General features: G+C 65.7%; 22 protein-coding genes. 12 read left to right on the forward strand and 10 right to left on the reverse strand.

Annotated elements, in window-relative coordinates; genetic code table 11:
* Positions 1-133: 133 nt before the first annotated feature.
* The 4 genes from CVN68_RS06870 to CVN68_RS06885 all read right to left on the reverse strand — a co-directional run bounded on the left by CVN68_RS06870 (position 134) and on the right by CVN68_RS06885 (position 2,694).
* The gene (locus CVN68_RS06870; RefSeq protein ID WP_100281530.1) at positions 134-559 is read right to left on the reverse strand and encodes an ExbD/TolR family protein; all 426 of its coding nucleotides are present in this window, start codon (positions 557-559) and stop codon (positions 134-136) included.
* A 25-nt stretch (positions 560-584) separates the two neighbouring features.
* On the reverse strand, positions 585-1,064 hold the full coding sequence (locus CVN68_RS06875; RefSeq protein ID WP_100281531.1) for an ExbD/TolR family protein: 480 nt from the start codon (positions 1,062-1,064) through the stop codon (positions 585-587).
* An 89-nt stretch (positions 1,065-1,153) separates the two neighbouring features.
* Positions 1,154-1,939: a MotA/TolQ/ExbB proton channel family protein gene (locus CVN68_RS06880; RefSeq protein WP_100281532.1), complete on the reverse strand. Its 786-nt coding sequence runs from the start codon at positions 1,937-1,939 to the stop codon at positions 1,154-1,156.
* A 77-nt stretch (positions 1,940-2,016) separates the two neighbouring features.
* Positions 2,017-2,694 (reverse strand): energy transducer TonB, encoded by a 678-nt coding sequence (locus tag CVN68_RS06885; RefSeq protein ID WP_100281533.1) that lies wholly within the window; start codon positions 2,692-2,694, stop codon positions 2,017-2,019.
* A gap of 346 nt (positions 2,695-3,040) precedes the next feature.
* Here CVN68_RS06885 and CVN68_RS06890 point away from each other — a divergent pair, with 346 nt between their 5' ends.
* Positions 3,041-3,754 carry a hypothetical protein gene (locus CVN68_RS06890; RefSeq protein WP_100281534.1) on the forward strand — a complete coding sequence of 238 codons (714 nt, stop codon included), beginning with the start codon at positions 3,041-3,043 and terminating at the stop codon, positions 3,752-3,754.
* Here CVN68_RS06890 and CVN68_RS06895 read toward each other — a convergent pair.
* Entirely contained in the window at positions 3,751-4,122 is a 372-nt protein-coding gene (locus CVN68_RS06895; protein WP_100281535.1) for a dihydroneopterin aldolase, read from the reverse strand. The two genes, CVN68_RS06890 and CVN68_RS06895, sit on opposite strands and share 4 nt — an antisense overlap.
* A gap of 153 nt (positions 4,123-4,275) precedes the next feature.
* Between CVN68_RS06895 and CVN68_RS06900 the strand changes: the two genes are divergently transcribed.
* Genes CVN68_RS06900 through CVN68_RS06915 form a run of 4 tightly spaced genes read left to right on the forward strand, consistent with a single transcriptional unit; the run spans position 4,276 to position 7,160 of the window.
* On the forward strand, positions 4,276-4,797 hold the full coding sequence (locus CVN68_RS06900) for a GNAT family N-acetyltransferase (protein ID WP_100281536.1): 522 nt from the start codon (positions 4,276-4,278) through the stop codon (positions 4,795-4,797).
* A gap of 31 nt (positions 4,798-4,828) precedes the next feature.
* A complete protein-coding gene (locus CVN68_RS06905) occupies positions 4,829-5,395 on the forward strand; it encodes a DUF1285 domain-containing protein (protein ID WP_100281537.1) in 567 nt (188 codons plus the stop codon).
* Positions 5,392-5,982, forward strand: a complete 591-nt coding sequence (locus CVN68_RS06910; RefSeq protein ID WP_100281538.1) for a CoA pyrophosphatase — start codon at positions 5,392-5,394, stop codon at positions 5,980-5,982. Before CVN68_RS06905 ends, CVN68_RS06910 begins: the two co-directional genes overlap by 4 nt.
* On the forward strand, positions 5,970-7,160 hold the full coding sequence (locus CVN68_RS06915; RefSeq protein WP_100281539.1) for a CCA tRNA nucleotidyltransferase: 1,191 nt from the start codon (positions 5,970-5,972) through the stop codon (positions 7,158-7,160). The genes CVN68_RS06910 and CVN68_RS06915 overlap by 13 nt, the downstream gene beginning before the upstream one ends.
* Here CVN68_RS06915 and CVN68_RS06920 read toward each other — a convergent pair.
* The 3 genes from CVN68_RS06920 to CVN68_RS06930 all read right to left on the reverse strand — a co-directional run bounded on the left by CVN68_RS06920 (position 7,130) and on the right by CVN68_RS06930 (position 12,140).
* Entirely contained in the window at positions 7,130-8,746 is a 1,617-nt protein-coding gene (locus CVN68_RS06920) for a putative bifunctional diguanylate cyclase/phosphodiesterase (RefSeq protein WP_100284265.1), read from the reverse strand. The genes CVN68_RS06915 and CVN68_RS06920 overlap by 31 nt on opposite strands.
* Positions 8,747-8,903: 157 nt before the next feature.
* The gene (gene parC, locus CVN68_RS06925) at positions 8,904-11,144 is read right to left on the reverse strand and encodes a DNA topoisomerase IV subunit A (RefSeq protein ID WP_100281540.1); all 2,241 of its coding nucleotides are present in this window, start codon (positions 11,142-11,144) and stop codon (positions 8,904-8,906) included.
* 66 nt (positions 11,145-11,210) lie between these two features.
* A complete protein-coding gene (locus tag CVN68_RS06930; RefSeq protein ID WP_100284266.1) occupies positions 11,211-12,140 on the reverse strand; it encodes a LysR substrate-binding domain-containing protein in 930 nt (309 codons plus the stop codon).
* Positions 12,141-12,254: 114 nt separating this feature from the next.
* Here CVN68_RS06930 and CVN68_RS06935 point away from each other — a divergent pair, with 114 nt between their 5' ends.
* The 7 genes from CVN68_RS06935 to purQ all read left to right on the forward strand — a co-directional run bounded on the left by CVN68_RS06935 (position 12,255) and on the right by purQ (position 17,029).
* Entirely contained in the window at positions 12,255-12,569 is a 315-nt protein-coding gene (locus tag CVN68_RS06935) for a UrcA family protein (RefSeq protein WP_100281541.1), read from the forward strand.
* 128 nt (positions 12,570-12,697) lie between these two features.
* Positions 12,698-12,847, forward strand: a complete 150-nt coding sequence (locus CVN68_RS23085; protein WP_158298772.1) for a hypothetical protein — start codon at positions 12,698-12,700, stop codon at positions 12,845-12,847.
* Positions 12,848-12,969: 122 nt separating this feature from the next.
* Entirely contained in the window at positions 12,970-13,905 is a 936-nt protein-coding gene (locus CVN68_RS06940) for a DUF4349 domain-containing protein (protein WP_100281542.1), read from the forward strand.
* Positions 13,906-14,063: 158 nt separating this feature from the next.
* A complete protein-coding gene (locus tag CVN68_RS06945; RefSeq protein WP_100281543.1) occupies positions 14,064-15,050 on the forward strand; it encodes a DUF4349 domain-containing protein in 987 nt (328 codons plus the stop codon).
* Positions 15,051-15,159: 109 nt separating this feature from the next.
* A complete protein-coding gene (gene purC, locus CVN68_RS06950) occupies positions 15,160-15,939 on the forward strand; it encodes a phosphoribosylaminoimidazolesuccinocarboxamide synthase (protein WP_100281544.1) in 780 nt (259 codons plus the stop codon).
* A 197-nt stretch (positions 15,940-16,136) separates the two neighbouring features.
* Positions 16,137-16,367 carry a phosphoribosylformylglycinamidine synthase subunit PurS gene (gene purS, locus CVN68_RS06955; protein WP_100281545.1) on the forward strand — a complete coding sequence of 77 codons (231 nt, stop codon included), beginning with the start codon at positions 16,137-16,139 and terminating at the stop codon, positions 16,365-16,367.
* Positions 16,364-17,029: a phosphoribosylformylglycinamidine synthase subunit PurQ gene (gene purQ / locus CVN68_RS06960; protein WP_100281546.1), complete on the forward strand. Its 666-nt coding sequence runs from the start codon at positions 16,364-16,366 to the stop codon at positions 17,027-17,029. The genes purS and purQ overlap by 4 nt, the downstream gene beginning before the upstream one ends.
* 188 nt (positions 17,030-17,217) lie before the next feature.
* Here purQ and CVN68_RS06965 read toward each other — a convergent pair whose 3' ends face one another.
* Positions 17,218-18,327, reverse strand: a complete 1,110-nt coding sequence (locus CVN68_RS06965) for a serine hydrolase domain-containing protein (protein WP_233503617.1) — start codon at positions 18,325-18,327, stop codon at positions 17,218-17,220.
* An 81-nt stretch (positions 18,328-18,408) separates the two neighbouring features.
* Positions 18,409-19,104: a helix-turn-helix domain-containing protein gene (locus tag CVN68_RS06970; RefSeq protein WP_100281548.1), complete on the reverse strand. Its 696-nt coding sequence runs from the start codon at positions 19,102-19,104 to the stop codon at positions 18,409-18,411.
* Positions 19,105-19,406 lie beyond the last annotated feature (302 nt).

The raw sequence follows: 19,406 nt of genomic DNA on the forward strand, positions 1-19,406 counted from the left end.
CGTGACATCTTAATGACTCTTGTGTGACACTTTCGTTGCATCGGAGCAAGCGAATTTGACGCAAAAAAGAAAGGCGGCCCCGCCGGGACCGCCTTGCCTGATTTACTGCGGCCGCGCTTGCGCGCCGCCGGGGTCAGAAGTCGTTGCGATATTGCTCGTTGCCGACGAAGCCGAGCTTGGTCACGTTTGCCCGCTTCACGATCGCGAGCACCCGGTCGACTACCTCGTAGCGGGCATTGGGATCGGGCTGGAAGTGCAGTTCGGGCTCCGGATCCTGCTGAAGCGACGCGTCGAGATACTGACGCAGCGTCAGGTCGTCGATCTGCACGCTGTTCCAGAACAAAGTGCCGTTCGCGTCGATATACAGCTTGTTCTTCTGCGGCTCCACGACGGGAGCCGGATTGTTGCTGTTCTGCGGCAGATCCACCTTCACCGCATGGGTCTGGATGGGAATGGTGATGATGAACATGATGAGGAGCACGAGCATGACGTCGATCAACGGCGTCGTGTTCATTTCCATCATCGGCTCGCCATCGTCACGGCCAGCGCTCATTGCCATTTCGAAAACTCCTTAAACGGGCGCGTCACATGCGCGTGACGGCAGAACCGGCTTCGGGCTCGGAGATGAAGCCGACCTTCACGAAACCTGCCATCTGCATGGTGTAGATGGTGCCGCCGATGCAGCGGTACGGGGTACTCACGTCGCCGCGGATATGCACTTCGGGAAGCTCGAGGCCGGCAGCGTTGGGGCCGCCCTGGCGATCGATTTCCGTCCTCAGCTTCTCCACGCCCTTGTCGAGCAGTTCCTTGCTCGTGACCGGGGTCATGCCCCAATACACCTGGCACTGGCCGCCGGCACCCGTGATCGAAAGCGCCACATTCTCGGGCTTGGTAGTGGTCGGTTCGAACTGAACCTTGGGCAGCGACAGATCGATATTCTGGATCACCACGGGAATGGCGATCAGGAAGATGATCAGGAGCACCAGCATCACGTCCACGAGGGGCGTGGTGTTGATGTCCGACATCGGTGCGTCGTCGCCGCTGTCGCCTACGCTCATCGCCATTGGGCGTTATCCTATCCTTATTTGCCCCCGGGGGAACTTGCCACGGGGGGAGGCCGCACGCCAGAGCATGCGGCCTCCGATCCTACTGGTTACGCGCGAGTCTGCACGCCACCCGCCTGACCGGCGGTGGTAGTGGTGCCGACCGGCTTGACAGCGGCCTTTGCCGACGCCGCCACCTTCGGACGCACGCGGCCGTCCGAAGCGAGATAGCCGAGCACGTCGTTCGAGAACGCGTTGAGGTTCTCGGCGATCGCCTTGTTGCGGCGCTGCAGGAAGTTGTACGCCAGCACGGCCGGAACCGCGACGACGAGACCCAGAGCGGTCATGATGAGTGCTTCACCGACCGGGCCAGCGACGGCGTCGATCGACGCCTGACCTTGCGAACCGATCTTGATCAGCGCGCGATAGATGCCGACCACGGTGCCGAACAGACCGATGAACGGCGCGGTGGCGCCGGTCGTCGCGAGGAACGCGAGCCCGCCGTTGAGCTGCGAGTTGATCGACGCTTCCGAACGCGCGAGCGAACCATGCAGCCAGTCATGCGCCTCGATCGGATCGGTGAGTTCCTTATACTGCTCCTGCGCCTGGACGCCGTCATCGACGATCTGGCGATAGGCCGAATTCTTCTCGAGCTTCGCAGCGCCTTCCTTGAGGCTGTTCGAAGACCAGAAGCCGGTGCGGACGCGCTTGAACTGATTGATGATCTTCTGCTGCTCGAACAGCTTGGTGAACAGGATGTAGAGCGAGACGAAGAGCATCAGCACCAGAATTCCGAACACGGACTGCGCGATGATTCCGCCCTCGCGGAGAGCGGCTTCGAGGCCGTACGGATTGTCGCCCTTGGGCGCCGCAGCGGCGAGAATGGTCATGAACATTGTCGGTTCTTTCCTCTAAATAGATAGCGCTGGTTCCACACTCCGGCGCGCCGGGGGGCGGCGCGCCGGCCACTCAATCAGTTCTTCGGCAGTTCCCAGCGGAAGCGGCTGGAGAAAGGCGCAGGGATCTTGTTCCCTCCTGCATCCTCGGCCGGAGTGAAGCGCGCACGGCGCCGCAGCAGCGAACAGGCAGTACTGTCGAGAACCGATGAACCGCTCGACGACGTCACCTGGCAATCGGTGACCTTGCCGCTCGCATCGACCGAGAGACGGAAACCAGTGGTTCCCTGCTGCTCGGCGCGAATCGCGGCTGCCGGATAGTCGTCATTGGTCACCCAGCTGCCCGGAGGCGTGCGGGGCTTGAGCGGCTTTGCGATACGCGGCGGCGCCGGCGGCTGCGGCGGAGCCACAGGCGCAGGTGGAGCCGGCGGCGTGATCGGCGGTTGGGGTGGGATGGTCGTGGTGGTCTGCATCGGCGGCGACGGCACCTGGACCTGCACCTGAGCCGGCGGCGTCACGATCTGTGTCGGCGGCGGCGGTACAGGGCTGTCTGGCGGCGGCGGCGGCGGCGGAACCTCCTCGGGCGGGGGCGGCGGCTCTTCGACCTCGAAGGTCTTCAGCTCTTCCGCTTTCTTTTTGATATATTGGTATGCCAAGCCCGTGACGAAGGCATAACCCAAGCCAGCCACGATAATTGCGACGATTACGATCGCAACGAACCGGCTGCCACTTACATTCCGGTCAGCGTAAGCCATTCGGCAACGTCACTCCTCTAATCCTGTGCGACCCTGGGCGCCAGAATGCTCCGCGCACAAGCCCGTCCGCCGTTCGCTTGGTTGCGTCGGTGCGGCAGAGCGCCGAGTCTCTATCGTGGGCTCTCTGGCTACGCAAACGCTTTGTCGGACAAACTGTGCCTACCGGCGCCTGATGACGGAATTATTTCTGTATAAGAAGCGAGCAATCCGGTAACGCAACCGCATGATCCGCGTACCCATGATAGCGTTTTGTTGCGCAGTATCGTTAACGACACCTGCGCAGTCCGCCCCGCAAACCACGCAAAACCAAGCTTCTCAGGCAGCTGTATTACCAAGCTATGCCACTATGGCAGGACAAGTTCTTGGTGCGCCGCTGATCCTCGATGCGCGCATTCGCAGCGCCGTCAGGATAAAAGGTGCCGAAGCCGCGAATGTCGCCGCCGGCCGCGCCCGATTCTATGTCGAGGCCGATGTTACCGCCCTGATTCGTGGCTCGAACGCGGTTTCGACGAGAATCGGCTACGTCGCCGATCTGCCGTTGAACGAGCGCGGTCGCGAGCCCAAACTCAAGAAGCAGCGCGTGCTGCTCTTCGCGCGTCCGGTTGCCGGGCGATCCGATCAGATCCAGCTGGCCGGCCTCGACGGCCAACGCACCTGGGCTCCTGAACTCGATGCGCTCGTCCGCGGACTCGTGCGCGAGACGATCGCCGCGGACGCACCCCCGGCGATAACCGGCGTGGTCAATGCGTTTCATGTGCCGGGATCGCTGCCCGGCGAAGGTGAGACTCAGGTTTTCCTCCAGACCGCGAACGGCGCGCCGGTTTCGCTCCAGATCCTGCGGCGGCCGGGCGAACAGCCGCGCTGGGCTGTCTCATTGGGGGACATTGTCGACGAATCGGCAGGTCCGCCCCGGGCGAACACGCTGCTCTGGTATCGCCTCGCCTGCGGTCTTCCGCGGACGCTGCCGCCGGAGAGCCTCGAATCGGCCGACCCCGCCACCGCCGCTACGGCGCGCGAAGATTATACGCTGGTGCTTCGCGCGCTCGGTCCCTGCGCCTAGCGCCGGTGGCGCACCATCGTGATGCCGATCGATTCGCTATTTTCGGCGATCGCCAGCTTGACGATTCGCACCTCGACGCGGCGGACGCGCTTGTCCGACACGAACACCGTCTCGCAGACATGCTCGGCCACCGCTTCGATCAACGTGAAGTGCACGTCCCTGGGCAATCCGGTGGTGGCCGCGTGCTTGAGGTCGATATAGCTTTTTGACGCGCTCAGCGGCGTATCCGGCGCAAAGCGCTCGGGCATGTCGATGTCGGCAGTCACCGAGATTCGCAACGGCTGCGGCAGATGGGTCTCTTCGGAATAGATCCCGGTCAGCACCTCGACTTCGAGGTCGTGCACCTGGAGCTGGAGCAAGTCGCGCAATTAATCGCCTTTCGTGGGTTCCGGCCCCCTTAGCAGAAGCCGCAAGGCTGGGAAGTGCGCGGCCCTGCCCCCATTAATCCTTGCGTCACGGCGCATCGGCGCTAAAGCGCGCGCCCCGGCACCGCGCCGGACGTTTGCGAGGATATCGAACAGGTGATCGCGTTGGTGCCGCTGGCTGCTGTCGACCCCGAGGCCGTGGAGGCGCTGCTCGATCGCGCCTTCGGCCCCGAGCGACGCACGCGCACCGCCTATCGCATTCGCGGCGGCACCCTGCCGGTCCCCGAGCTGAGCTTCGCCGCGCTCGATTCCGCCGAAAAGCTGCTGGGCACGATCCAGTGCTGGCCGGTCGCGCTCGCTTGCGACGGCGGCGACGCCGCGCCGCTGGTGATGGTCGGCCCGGTCGCCGTCGAGCCCGAACGTCAGCAAGGCGGCATCGGCCGTGCGCTGATGGAGCGCATGCTCGATGCGGTCCCCGACTGCACCGCGCCGGGCTGCGGCGCGCTCATGCTGATCGGCGATCCCGAATATTATGGCCGTTTCTTCGGCTTCACCGCCGAACGCACCAGCGGGTGGCGGCTGCCCGGCCCGTTCGAGCCGCGCCGTCTGCTCGCACGTGGCGATTCGGTGCCCGATTGCGCGGGGGTGCTCGGCCCGCGCGTGCGGCAGGCAGCTTGAGGGCGCGCGCGCCCTCGCCTAACGAGTCCTGATGCCCGCGCCGCCGCCCCCTGATCTCGCCAGCCTGTCGCTCGCCGAGATCGCGCGCCTCGCCGAAGAGGACCGGCTGCCGCCTGTCGAAAGCTGGAACCCCGCGCATTGCGGCGACAGCGAGATGCGAATCGCCCGCGACGGCATTTGGTATCATCAGGGCTCGCCGATCGGCCGCGCGCCGATGGTCCGCCTGTTCTCGACGATCCTGCGCCGCGAACCCGACGGGCGATTCGTCCTCGTCACTCCGGTCGAGAAGCTCGACATCGAAGTCGAGGACGCCCCGTTCACAGCCGTGGAGATGAAGGCCGAGGGCGAAGGCGAGGCGATGAAGCTCGCCTTCCGCCTCAACACCGGCGATCTGCTCACCGCCGGCCCGGGACACGCGCTGCGCTTCGAGGAGCGCGAGGATGGCCCCCGCCCCTATCTTCATGTCCGCCGCGGGCTCGAGGCGCTGATCGCCCGGCCGGTCTATTACGAGCTTGCCGAGATCGCGCTCACAAATGGCAGCGCGCCGCCCGGGGTGTGGAGCAACGGCGCCTTCTTCGCGCTGGAGCCGCAGGCATGAATCTCGCCGAGCGGCTGCGCATCGCGCTCGCCAGCCCGCATGAAACCATCCTGCTCGCCGGCGATCATTTCGATTTCGACCCGGCGATCGCGGGCAACCCCGCGGCGGTTCTGGTCGCAGTCACCGATCGCGCCGAGCCGGGCGTGATCCTCACCCAGCGTACCGAGACCTTGCGCCGCCACCCCGGACAGGTGGCCTTTCCCGGCGGCCGGATCGATCCCGAGGATGACGGCCCGGTCGGCGCAGCACTGCGTGAGGCCGAGGAGGAAATCGCCCTGCCGACGTGGATGGTCGACGTGATCGGCACTGCCGATCGCTATCGCACCGTCACCGGTTATGAAGTCACTCCGGTGGTCGGCGTGGTCCCGCCCGATCTCGCTTTGGTTCCTGCCGAGGCGGAAGTGGCGGCGGTGTTCGAAGTCCCCCTCGCCTTCCTGCTCGACAGCGCCAATCATGTTGAAGCCACCGCGCACTATCAGGGCAGGGAGCGGCATTATTACGAGATTCTCTGGGGCGAGCGGCGAATCTGGGGCGCCACGGCGGCGATGATCGTCAATCTTTCGCGGAGGCTTCGTTGGACGGCCTGACTCTGCCCGCTGCCGAATGGCGCCACCGCGAAGGCCTCGATCGGCTGGTCGAAGTGCTCGGCGATGCGCGATTCGTCGGCGGCTCGGTCCGCGATACCTTGCTCGGGATCCCCGTCTCGGACGTCGATCTCGCCACCGCGCTGCCGCCCCAACGCGTGGTCGAACTGCTCAAGGAAGCGCAGATCCGCGCCGTCCCCACCGGCCTCGCCCACGGCACGATCACCGCGGTGCTGCCGAGCGGCCCGGTCGAAGTCACCACCTTGCGCCGCGATGTCTCGACCGACGGCCGCCGCGCCACCGTCGCCTTCACCGACGACTGGCGCGAGGACGCCGCCCGCCGCGACTTCACGATGAACGCGCTCTACGCCGATCCGGCAACCGGCGAGATCTTCGACTATTTCCACGGCGTCGCCGATCTCGAGGCACGCCATGTCCGCTTCATCGGCGATCCGCTTCAGCGTATCGCCGAAGATCACCTGCGCATCCTGCGCTTCTTCCGCTTCCTCGCGCGATTCGGTGACCATGCCGACCCGGAAGGGCTCGACGCCTGCACCGCGCGCGCGAAGGACCTGATGGCGCTGTCGCGCGAGCGCATCCGCGACGAACTGCTCAAGCTGCTGGTCGCGAAGGATGCCGTCGGCGTGGTCGAGTTGATGCTCGGCCGCGGCATATTCGAGCCCGTCCTGCCCGAAATCAGGTCGGCCGCATTACTGGCTCATGTCGCCGCGCGGGAGGAGGCGGCCGGCGTCGCGCCAAACCCGATTCGCCGGCTCGCCGCATTGCTCCCCCAGGATCCCGTCGCCGCCGACCAGCTCGGCGCCCGGCTCAAGCTTTCCAATGCCGAACGCAAACGCCTCGTCACCGCGGTATCGCCGCCCGATGGGGCGCCGAAGCCGCTCGCCTATCGACTGGGCGTGGAAAGCGCGGTGGACATCCTGATCCTCTCGGACGGTGAGGTCGCCCAGATCTTTGAGGTTAAGTCCTGGCAGCCGCCCCGGCTTCCGCTCACCGGTGGCGCGCTGGTCGAGCTCGGCCTCGCCAAGGGTCCCGATGTCGCGCGTGCGCTTCGGGCAGTCGAAGATCGCTGGATCTCGGAAGGGTTCCCCGCCGCGGAGCGCGTCGCCGCGCTCGCCGACGAAGCCGTCGCTCAGGCGCTACGCGCGGCCAGGAAGGCGTAAGCCTCTGCCTCGACGAGCGGCCGGGCATAGAGATAGCCCTGCCCATAGGTGCAACCGAGCGCCGCCAGCGTCTGGGCGAGCTCGTTGGTCTCGATCCCTTCGGCAGTGGTCTGCATGCCCAGCGCCTGGGCGAGGCTGAGCACCGCGCGGACGATCGCGATCTTGTCGCGATCGGCGAGCATGCCCGAGATGAAGCTGCGATCGATCTTGAGCAAGTCGATCGGCAGTTTCTGGAGATAGGCGAGGTTCGAATAGCCGGTGCCGAAATCGTCCATCGCCAGCGTCGCACCCAGATCCTTGAGCGCCATCATCGTCCGGCTGATTCGATCGGGATCGCTGACGATCGCGCTCTCGGTGAGCTCGAGCGTGAGCCGCGATCCCGCAATCCCGGCCTGTTCGAGTGCGGCCTGGACCATCTCGGGGATCCGGTCGCGCTGGAGCTGGATCGCCGACAAATTGACTGCGACCTTGACGCCGCAATCGCCCCCTGCCCTGCGATCCCATGCCGCCAGCGTTCGCGCCGCCTCTTCCATCGCCCAGCGGCCGAGCGGCACGATCAGGCCCGATTCCTCGGCGACGGGAATGAAGTCGTTGGGCGAGAGCGCCACGCCGCGCTCGTTGGTCCAGCGCGCCAACGCCTCGAACGAGACTATGCGGCCCGAGCCGAGGTCCCAGATCGGCTGATAGCTGAGCGTCATTTCGCCATTCTCGACCGCGCGGCGCAGCTCGGTCTCGACGCTGAACTGCTCGCGCGCGATGTCGAAGGCGCGGGTATGGTAGAGTTCGGTGCGTCCGCTGGTCTTGGCGCGCTTCACCGCGAATTGGGCGTGGCGAATCAGATCCTCGGGCTCGCCCAGATCGTCGGCGCCCAGCGCAATGCCGATCGAGCATTCGACCCGGATCTCGAAGTCCGAAAGCCGGAACGGCGTGGCGAGCGCAGCCTGGACTCGCTTGGCGACATGCAGCGCGTCGCCCGGCCCGTCATCGAGCGTCAGCAGCACGCCAAACTCGTCGCCGCCCATCCGCGCGAGGATGTCGCGGCCGCGCAACGCGCCCTTGAGTCGTCGTGCGACCGAGATCAGCAGCTCGTCGCCGGCCAGCCCGCCCATGCAGGCGTTGACCCGGCTGAACCGGTCGAGATTGACCACCAATACCGCATAGCTTTCGGCATTGTCGGCGCTGATCAGATTCTCGAGCTGGTCGCTGAACCCGGCGCGGTTGGGCAGGCCGGTGAGACTGTCGGTCGCCATCTCACGGCGCAGGCTGTGCTCGGTGCGCAATTCGGAAGTCTGGTCGACCAGGGTCACGAGGCAGCACCCGGTGCCCCGCTGCGATTCGCGGCGCGCGAACGACACGCGGAAATAGCGGCAATCGACTTCCTCGCCGAACTGCCACGCGATTTCCTGCTGCGTCTCGTCCGATTCGATGAAGCGACGAAGCTGGGTGCCGAGCAGCCGGACCAGCGGCGATTCGGCCGCCACGGTGCCGAGCCCCGCCATGCGGAACGGGCGGTTGTGCGCGCGAAAATGGAACTTGCCGTCTTCGAGCGCCACTGCGACCGCGGGCACCGGCAGCAGGTCGAGCATCAGTCCGGTCTCGAACGGATCGGGCGCGCAGCTCCCTACGCCGCGCGGCGCAATTTCCGCGAGCGCGGCCGAGCTGGACCTGAGCTTCCCGAATGCCATTGGCTCCGGGTTAGCCACAAATGGTTAAACCCCGCTGAAGTAACGAGGAGCCCGCGGCTCAGAATCGGTTGTCCCGTGGAAAGCCGGTCGGCGGCATCCGCCCCGCCGCACCGCGTGCCGCGCGCCATGGTGAAAGGTCGCTCTCGCTGCGCGTCCGGCCGGTCTCCCCGCCCATCGCCCAGCTGAGCCCTTCGGCCATCTTGAAAGTGCGTACGTCCGAAAGGCCCCCGTCGCGATAGCGCTGGAGCTGGACTCCCTGCCCGCGCGCAAGCTCGGCAACCTCGGTGAGCGGAAAGACCAGCAGCTTGCGATTGTCGCCGATCACCGCGACGGCGTCGTCGTCCGACGGAACCGGCCGCACCAGCTTGAGCTGCGCACCGGCGCGCGGCGTCACCACTTGCTTGCCCTTCCGGGTCTCGGCGATCACATCGGCGACGTTGACCAGGAAGCCGCGCCCGTCGCTCGCCGCCACCAGCAGCTTGCTCGCCGAACTCGCCGGCAGCAATGCGATGATCTGGCGCTCGCCGTCGAGGTCGACCATCAGCCGCACCGGCTCGCCAAAGCCGCGACCGCCCGGCAATTTGTCGCCGCCCAGCGTGTAGAACCGGCCATTGTCGGCGGCGAGCAGCAATTTGTCGGTGGTCTGCGCGTGGAAGGCGAACAGTGGCCCGTCGCCTTCCTTGAACTTCAGCGTCTCGGCCGAGACCAGATCGACATGCCCGCGCATCGCCCGGATCCAGCCGCGCTGCGACAGGATCACGGTGATCGGCTCGCGCTCGATCATCGCCTCGAGCGGGATTTCGCGCGCCGCGCCCGCTTCCTCGATCCGCGTGCGCCGCGCCCCGAGCGGAGTCTCCAGTCCGTAGCGCTCGATCATCTTGCCCAGATCGCGCTTCATCCGGGTCCGCTGGCGCGCGTCGGACGAGAGCAAGGTCTCCAGCTCGCCCTGCTCCTTGAGCAACGCATCCTGCTCGCGCTTGAGCTCCATCTCCTCGAGCCGGCGCAAGCTGCGCAACCGCATGTTGAGGATCGCCTCGGCCTGGCGGTCGGTCAGCCCGAATTCGGCGATCATCACCGGCTTGGGCTCGTCCTCGCCGCGGATGATCTCGATCACCCGGTCGAGGTTGAGGAAAGTGATGATGTAGCCGCCGACCAGTTCGAGCCGGTCGGCGATCTTGCTCAGCCGATGCTCGGAGCGGCGGCGCAGCACGACGAACTGGTGCTCGACCCATGCTGCGATCGCCTCGCCGAGGCTCATCACCCGCGGGGTGCGGTTTTTGTCGAGCACGTTGAGGTTGAGCGGCACGCGCACTTCGAGATCCGATAGCCGATAGAGGCTGTGGATCAGATCCTCCGAGCTGACCGTGCGGCTGCGCGGCTCGAGCACGATGCGGATGTCCTCCGCCGATTCGTCGCGCACGTCTCCCAGGATCGGCAGCTTCTTCTCGTTGATCAGCTCGGCGATGCCTTCGATCAACTTGCCCTTCTGGACGCCGTAGGGGATCTCGGTGACGACGAGGTGCCAGCCCCCGCCCTTCTCGTTCACGCGCTCGATCTTCGCGCGCACCCGGAAGCCGCCGCGTCCGGTCGCATAGCTTTCGGCGATCGCGGCGGGGCTGTCGACCACCACGCCGCCGGTCGGGAAATCGGGGCCGCGGACATAATCGAGCACGTTGGCGGCCGGATTGTCGATCAGCGCCACCGCGGCGTTCATCAGCTCGGCGGCATTGTGCGGCGGAATCGAGGTCGCCATCCCCACCGCGATGCCCGCGGCGCCATTGGCGAGCAGATTGGGGAACAGCCCGGGGAAGAGCTCGGGCTCCTCTTCCTCGCCATTATAGGTCGCGCGGAAATCGACGGCATTCTCGTCGAGCCCGGCCATCAGGTCCATTGCGACCTGGGTCAGCCGCGCCTCGGTATAGCGATAGGCTGCGGCGTTATCGCCGTCGATGTTGCCGAAATTGCCTTGCCCGTCGACCAGCGGATATCGGAGCGCGAAGGTCTGCGCGAGGCGGACCATCGCGTCATAGACCGACTGGTCGCCGTGCGGATGGTATTTACCGATCACGTCGCCGACGACGCGCGCGCATTTCTTGTAGCCGCTTGCGGGATCGAGCTTCAGCAGCCGCATCGCCCACAGCAGCCGGCGATGCACCGGCTTCAGCCCGTCGCGGACGTCGGGCAGCGAGCGCGCGGTGATCGTCGACAGCGCATAGACGAGATACCGCTCCGACAGCGCGCTGTCGAACGGGACGTCGGTTGGGCCGGAGGGAACGACGGAGTCGGTATCGAGAGTCATCGCCACGACGGATAGCAGGCCGGACCCCGCGACGCCAAGCCGGTGTTCACAAGGCGTTCCTCCCGGTCAGACGGTTTCCGGTGAAATCAACGCGCCGAACGGATCGTGATGCGCCGCGCCGGCGAGCTCGGCGAGCAACCAGTCGCGAAAAGCCCGGATCTTGGGGAGATTGCGCTTGCTCTCGGGGTACATCAGCCAGAAATTGTTGCGGTAGATGGCGACGTGCGGATGCGCCTGGACCAGCAGTCCCGAGTCGATTGCCGACTGCCACATCGGCGGGCTGAGGATCGCGACACCGTGCCCGGCGATCGCGGCGCTTCCGTCCAGCACCTGCGAATCGAAGCGAATCCCCGAAGCCTGTCCGCGATCGATTTCGTCGCCCAGCGCGGCGCCGAACCACAGGTCCCACCAATCGTCCGCCGGGGTGATGCGCGGCAGTCGCAACAGATCGGCGGGCCTGGCGACCGGGGGGTGTTTCGCCAGAAAGCCCGGGCTCGCCAGCGGCGTAACCGGCATCCGCATCAGGAAATGCGCGCAGAGCCCGGGCATCGGCCCGGCTGCCCCGCGCAGGGCGACATCGGCGTCGCCCGCCTGAAGATCGACCATCTCGTCGCTGACCAGCAGCCGCACTGCCAGTTCGGGGCGCAGGATCTGGAACGAGCCCAGCCGGCCGGCCAGCCAGTTGGTGGCGAGCGTGCGCGGCGCCGAGATGGTCATCACGCTCTCGGATTCGACCCGCACCGATGCGAAGGCCTCGCCCAGCGCGTCGAACGCCCCGGTGATCTGCGGTGCGATCCGGCGACCGAGATCGCTGAGCACCACTGCGCGGCCGTTGCGCGCGAAGAGCGCCGCGCCGAGCCGCTCCTCGAGCAGCTTGATCTGATAGCTGACCGCAGCCTGGGTCATCCCCAGCTCTTCGGCGGCGCGGGTGAAATTGGCGTGGCGGGCGGCGGCTTCGAACACCCGGACGGCAGCGAGCGGCGGAATCTTGCGCATGCGCATCTATAAGTACTGCTTATTACACGAGTCCAACGATTTGTTGGCGTCGCGGCTAAAGGAGGCCCAAATCACCGGGGCTGCCGCAGATGGCACGACATAAGGAAACGAGCCATGCTGAACCTCCTGACATTCCTCGCACTTCTCGCCACCCCTGTCCCGCAAGCGGCCGCACCCGAGAGCCCCGCGACGCGGCACGTCCGCCATTCGGATCTCGATCTGTCGCGCCCCGCCGACCGCGCCGAATTCGACCGCAGGATCGCACGAGCGGTCGAGAAGGTCTGCCCCACGAGACAGATTGGCGAGGCCACGCGTTCACTGGCCGGCCTGCGCTGCCGCGCCGAGACCGAGGCGCGCGTCGCACCCCAGCGCAGCCGGGCGGTGGCGCAGGCCGCTGCCCCGGTCGAGGTGTCGAGCACCGGCCGGTGACCCGGTCCAGATTACCCGCCAGCTCCCGATAACCTCGCTCGGCGGTGCCTTGCGAGCGGCGCACTGCCGCTCGCCTTTTTCACAAGCCCTGCTGATGAAACACCCTGGATCATTGAGGACGAACCATCATGTCAAACGACTATGAAAGCGCCGAATGGGCCGATCGCCACCACGCTTTGAGCGCCGGCCTCGCGCTTCTGTTTCACCAACTCGCACACGCATTCGAACGGCTCAATGCCATCGAATATGACGCGCCATGGGAACGCGATCGGTGCTAAACACTTGCGTTATAATAGAAAAGCCTGCTTCGCCACAATTTGGCCCTGATTATGGCCAAATTGTGGCTTGACGCTTTCCTACGCATGTGATGGCATATCATCCCCTTCGCAGGAGATTTGCCATGCGTATCGTTGCTCCTAAGCATCTCGTCGCGGCCGCCGCCGCCGCGACGCTCGCCGCTTGCTCCGCTAATGAAGCCGGTGACTCCAGCAAAGGCGGACAGCCCGCCGCCGAATCGATCGTCACCGAGGTCCCGACGGAGACGGCGTCCGATACCGCGGGGTCTGCCCGGCTGGCGGAAGTCGCCGCGCCCACCGCCCGGGGCCCCGATACGCCACCAAAACTGCCGGTCTCGCTTCCCAAACTGACCTACGCCTACGCCCTCTCCTACCTCCTGCCCGGTGACAAGATCGCCGCCGCCCAAGACGCCCATCGCAACCTGTGCGAGGAAATGGGACCCGCGCGCTGTCAATTGCTCGCCCTCGAACGCGGAGTCGGTGAAGAGCAGTCCAATAACGCCGAGCTCAAGCTCCGCGTCGCCACGGCCGACGCTCGCCGCTTTCAAGTTTTGCTCGACCATGAAGTGAGCGAGGCCGGCGGTCGCCCGGAAAACGCCAAGGTCGCCACTGACGAAGTCTCCAAACAGATCGTCGACACCGAGGCGCGCATCCGCCAGCGCGAACTCCTCGTCGCCCGGCTCACCGAGCTGCTGCGCAAGCGCAACGGGCGGGTGTCGGACCTGCTCGAGGCCGAACGTAGCGTCACGCAGGCGCAGGAAGAGCTCGATCAGGCGCGCGGCTGGCTCGGTGAACTCAAAGGCCGCGTGGCGATGTCCGAGTTCGAGATCCGCTATGCCGCGATCGCCCCCTCGGCTTCTTCGCAGACTCTCGGCACCTATCTCGGTGAAGCGGCCCAGGGATCCGGCGCGGTGTTCCAGGTCGGATTGCGCGCCCTCCTGTCGCTGGCCATCTATCTGCTGCCATGGCTCGCGCTGCTCGGCCTGCCGGTGCTCGCGCTGCGTGCCCTTCGCAAGCGGCGCACGGCGATCCAGGCCTGAAACAACACCAGTCTCCGCGGCCGCCCGCCGCGGAGACTGGATCACCAGGCCCGCCGAAACGCTTCTGTCCCCTTCGCGCGACTGCCAACACAAATCCTCCCATTGTGCCGCGCACGCATATATGATGTTATATCATCACTAACGTGAAGGAGGATGGAATGCGCAAGCGGCTCATCATAATCACTTCGGCCGGTTTCGCGGGGCTGACGGTTCTGGCAATGTGCCTGCTGCTGATCCAGTCCAGCGAATTCCGGCGCGTTTCGAAATCCGCCGACCTCCAGTCGGTGGCGATGTCGGAGATGGCGCCGCCGCCCGCCGCTTCCGGCAGTTCGAGACTGGTCGCGAGCGCACCGGGCCTGACGGTGTCCGAACCGTCCTCTCCGGCGGAATCCTCGGGCGAAGCGGCGCCCTCGGCCGATCCGATCCAGGTCAGCGTACCCCAGCTCGCATACGCCTATGTCCTTGGCTATCGTTTGCCCGGTCCGCGGATCACCGATGCCCAGCAGGCGCATCTCGCGCTCTGCCAGAATCTCGGTCCCACCCGATGCCAATTGGTGTCGATGCGCCACGGCAGCTCGGACGAAGGCTATGCCAACGCCAATCTCCAGCTTCGCGTTGCGAGCGGCATCGCCCAGAATTTTCGCACCGACCTCACCAAAGCCATCGCCGCTTCGGGCGGCCGGGCGGCCGAGACCAACATCACTGCCGAAGACGTCTCGAAGGACCTCGTCGATACCGAGGCCCGAATCCGTCAACGCGAGATCCTCGTGTCCCGGCTCACCGACATGCTGCGCAATCGCCAGGGCCGCGTCGCCGAATTGGTCGAGGCGGAACGCAGCGTCGCGACGGCGCAGGAGGAGCTCGATCAGGCGAAAGGGTGGCTACGCCAGCTGCGCACCCGCGTCGCCTTGTCGCAATTCACGATCAACTATGTCCCCGCGGTCGCGGTCGAGCCTTCGCCGCGCGCGCAGTCGGGGCGGCTCGGCGACGCAGTCGTCGCATCGGCGGGAATGGTGTTCGCGATCGGGCGCAACTTGCTGATCCTGCTGATCTTCCTCACCCCCTGGGTGTTGATCGCGCTGGCGGGAACCCTGCTGGTCCGGCGCTGGTACAAGCTTCGACCGGTCACCCCCGCCGAAGCCTGATTGCACCGCAACACCGCATCCCGTATAGCGCCGGGCTTCCACAGCCCCGGCTGCCGTGCGGTCCTTTTCCGCGCCGCCGGGGCAACGCTTTTCAGGGGTAAGAGCCGACATGGCACGCCGCCGGCAGATCTACGAAGGCAAGGCCAAGATCCTCTACGAGGGTCCCGAACCGGGCACGCTGATCCAGTATTTCAAGGACGACGCCACTGCGTTCAACGCGCAGAAAAAGGGCACGATCAGCGGCAAGGGCGTGCTCAACAACCGTATTTCCGAGCACATCTTCACCCTGCTCGCCGGGATCGGCATCCCCACCCACTTCATTCGCCGCCTCAACATGCGCGAGCAATTGATCCGCCAGGTCGAGATCGTCCCGATCGAAGTGGTGGTGCGCAACGTGGTCGCCGGCAGCCTCGCCAAGCGCCTCGGCATCGAAGAAGGCACTCCGCTGCCGCGCACGATCGTCGAATATTATTACAAGGACGACGCACTCGGCGATCCGATGGTCACCGACGAGCATATCCTCGCCTTCGGCTGGGCCGCGCAGGAAGAGCTGCACGACATGGCCGACATGGCGATCCGGGTGAACGACTTCCTCTCGGGGCTGTTCGCCGGGATCGGCATCCGGCTGGTCGACTTCAAGCTCGAATTCGGCCGGATCTGGGACAATGACTATGCCCGGATCATCCTCGCCGACGAGATCAGTCCCGACGGCTGCCGGCTGTGGGACATGGTGACCAACGAAAAGCTCGACAAGGATCGCTTCCGCCGCGATCTCGGCGGCGAAGTCGAAGCCTATCAGGAAGTCGCGCGCCGGCTCGGGCTGTTCCCCGAGGGCGCCGATTCGGCGGTCCTCGACCTCGAAAGCCACCGCAAGCGCCGCGGCAAGTAAACACATCGGCCAATAGCCAGGCTGTTCCCCGGCGAAGGCCGGGGTCCAGTTGCGATGGCGTTCGAGAGGCTCCCTCGACCCGATTGGCTGTGTCGAAGCTGCACCCGGCCTCGCCCGGGAACCGCAACACGCAATGCTGGTGCCCGCGCCGCGCTTTCGGGTTGCAGCGCGACGCGTGGGACGCCATAGGCGCGGCCATGAAACTCCGCATCATCGTCACCCTGAAGAACGGCGTGCTCGACCCCCAGGGCAAGGCCATCCAGCACGCCCTCGCCGGCCTCGGCTTTGACGGCGTCGACGATGTTCGCGCCGGCAAGATCTTCGAACTCGAACTGGCCGACGGCACCAGCGACGCCGCGGTCGACGAGATGTGCCGCAAGCTGCTCGCCAACACCGTGATCGAGAATTACCGGATCGAGCGGGCATGAAGACCGCGGTCATCGTCTTCCCCGGCTCCAATTGCGATCGCGACATCGCGACCGCGCTGGAAGACGTGACCGGGATCGCCCCGCACATGGTGTGGCATGGCGAAAGCGAACTGCCTTCGGGCGTCGGCCTGATCGCCCTCCCCGGCGGCTTCTCTTACGGCGATTATCTGCGCTGCGGCGCGATCTCGGCGCGATCGCCGGTGGTTCGCGCGGTGGTCGAGGCAGCCGAGCGCGGGATGCCGGTGATCGGCATCTGCAATGGCTTCCAGATCCTCACCGAGGCCGGGCTGCTTCCCGGCGCGCTGATGCGCAATTCGGGGCTCAACTTCGTCTGCCGCAACGTCGCGCTGACGGTCGACAATGGCCAGTCGATCTTCACCAGCGGCTACGAAACCGGCGAGACGATCACTGTCCCCGTCGCGCATCACGACGGCAATTACTTCGCTGACGCCGAGACGCTCGACCGCCTCGAAGGCGAAGGCCGCATCGCCTTCCGCTATGCCGAGGACGTCAACGGCTCCGCGCGCAACATCGCCGGCTTGCTCAATCCGGCCGGCAATGTGCTCGGCATGATGCCGCACCCCGAACGCCGCATCGAAGCCGCGCACGGCGGCACCGACGGCCGCCGGCTTTTCGAGGGTCTGCTCGAAGCGGTTGCCTGAGGGGCGGCTGCCAGGCCGGCACGAGCGACTGTTGTCGACCCGATAGCGGAATTGCAGCCCCAAACCCATCGCATGACCGACATTTGGCCGTCGGCCCGTCCGCTGAACGAACCGCTTGAGACTTCATGGGCGTTTTTAATGCGGCGCTGAGCTTCCTCGTTTTGAGTCCCCAGCTGCCAAGGCCGTATTCAGTCTGCCGCCACATCATCGAGGAGCGCGGCCGGAATTATGTATTCGGTGAGCAGCCGTTCGGACAGAGCATGTGAGTTGGGCACGCCGTAGTTAATCGTGGTGATGACAGCCACCACGTCCAGCGCGGGGACCACAATCACCTTGTTGCCGCCGGTGCCGGACATAGCGATGGCCGGGAAATTCCGACCCCGGACGGTAAAGTTGGGCAGCCAGGTGAGATAGCCATAGTCACCGCGGCTGTCGTCCACATGAGCGTGCGGCGTTGTCATAGCAGTTACCCACGCAGCGGGAAGGACCTGCGTGGCTCCATGACGACCGCCGTGCAGGATCAGTTGCCCCAAGGTCAGCAGGTCCCGGCTCCTGAGTTCAAGCCCGCCCCCGCCCTGCGCAAAGCCGGTAGGCGCATGCTGCCAGCGCTCTCCACGAATGCCGAGCGGGCCGAACAACGTACGTTGTGCGAATGCGTCCAGCCTTTGCCCCGTGACACGTTCCAGCATCGCCCCCAGCGTGGTCGCGCCGGCCGTGCAGTAGCTGAAGGCGCGGCCGTACGGGCTGTCGACGGGCTTGGTCAGCCAGGGTGCAAAACCCTTAACCGGCAGATCCAGCGTGAAGCGGACCCAGTCTTCGATCAGGTACATCCGCTCTTCATTGCCGCCCGAGAACCGGTTCTCGTCATCGCACTCCAGCAGCGAACTCATGGTGAGAAAATCTTCGATAGTGATTGCATCCTTGCGCGGATCGGGGTTCGCAAACGGTCCCATATCGGCAAAGAAGGGCATCACGCGTGCATTCACGCCCCGCAGGAGCTGCTGCTGAATGGCGGCACCTACCAGCATTGCAGTCACGGTCTTGGTCACCGAGCGCGTGTTGCGCAACGTTTCGGGTCCGCCTTCGTCGAAATAGGTTTCGTGCATCGTGCGCCCCTGTCTGGCGACGAGGATGCTGGTGATGCGCTTGAACTCTCCCGCGCGCACCGCCGCATCCATTGCAGCCAGCGGCGTGACGGGCCGAGCGGCGGGCGGTGGCGCGACTTGAGCCCGTACGGGCGTGCAGGACCAGATTACCGCCGCTGCTAACATCATGGAGGTCGGCAACCATCGCGTCATGGAACGTCTCGCCTCTGTTGATGGACAGCGCCTATCCTGATGACGGGCTCTCGTCTTGAACGCGTGCAACATCGTCGCCCGTCAATCGAAAGCGGCTCGAAAGGCCGAGGGGGTCACGCCATAGGCCGCGCGGAAGCAGCGCGTCAGATGCGCATGGTCGGCGAAGCCGTGCTCCGCAGCGAGGGCCGCAATCGAGCGTCTCCTGGACAGCGCTGCCGCGACCCGCTCGATCCTGGTGCGTCTTATGGCCGTACCAGGCGAGCAGCCGAAATGCTCCCTGAAGACGCGCGCGAGGTGCACCGGGTGGACGCCTGCAATCCGGGCCAGGTCACGCACTCTCAATTCCGGCACGTCCGCAAGATCGGCCAGCGCCTCTGTGGCGATCTGCAGCCAGGGAGGGCGCGCTTGCGTACGATCCTTGCTGGCCGCCAGTGCAACCGACTGGCCAGGCAGTGAATCCTCGAGCTCAAGATACGTGGAGCCTGCCATTATGGCGGCCACAACCAGGTTCGTCGCCGATCTCGCCTCACCGGCTCGGACGACCATCGCATCAGCCACACCCTTCGGCTCTGCGCCCGCAGGCAGATCAATGGACACGAACCGCCCGCCAGTCGTGTGTATCGGGTCACGATGCAGGGTACCGGGTGGATTGTACACCAGCATGGATGGACCTCGCCACGACCGCGCACGGACGGCGCCGCTGACATAGCCATCCTCGACCGCGAGGATCAGGTGGGTGGTTTCGTACGCGTGATCGGGAACGGCGTCCGGCGGCACGGTTGCGCGGCGTAGCGCGACCTTGAACCCCTCGCACTCGCGTTCCGAAGGAAGCGGTGCCCAGAAAGGAGCCTGAGAGCCGTAGTGCCATTCCCGGATCGTACAACTTCCCGCCGAGAACGTCAGGCGGGCTGGACGAGAACGCGGGGCGGCTTCTGGAATTCGGCCATGCTCGACAGAATGGCGGCAGGCGGGCGCAAAGCTGCAGACCGCGGCGCGAGCGCGCTACGACCGCTTTCCAACGGCAGCCGACATTTCTTCTGGCGCTTGCAATGTAGGATTTCGTCTGCTTGCCTTGGGCG

It is taken from the genome of Sphingomonas psychrotolerans, from assembly GCF_002796605.1.
Lineage (GTDB): Bacteria > Pseudomonadota > Alphaproteobacteria > Sphingomonadales > Sphingomonadaceae > Sphingomonas > Sphingomonas psychrotolerans.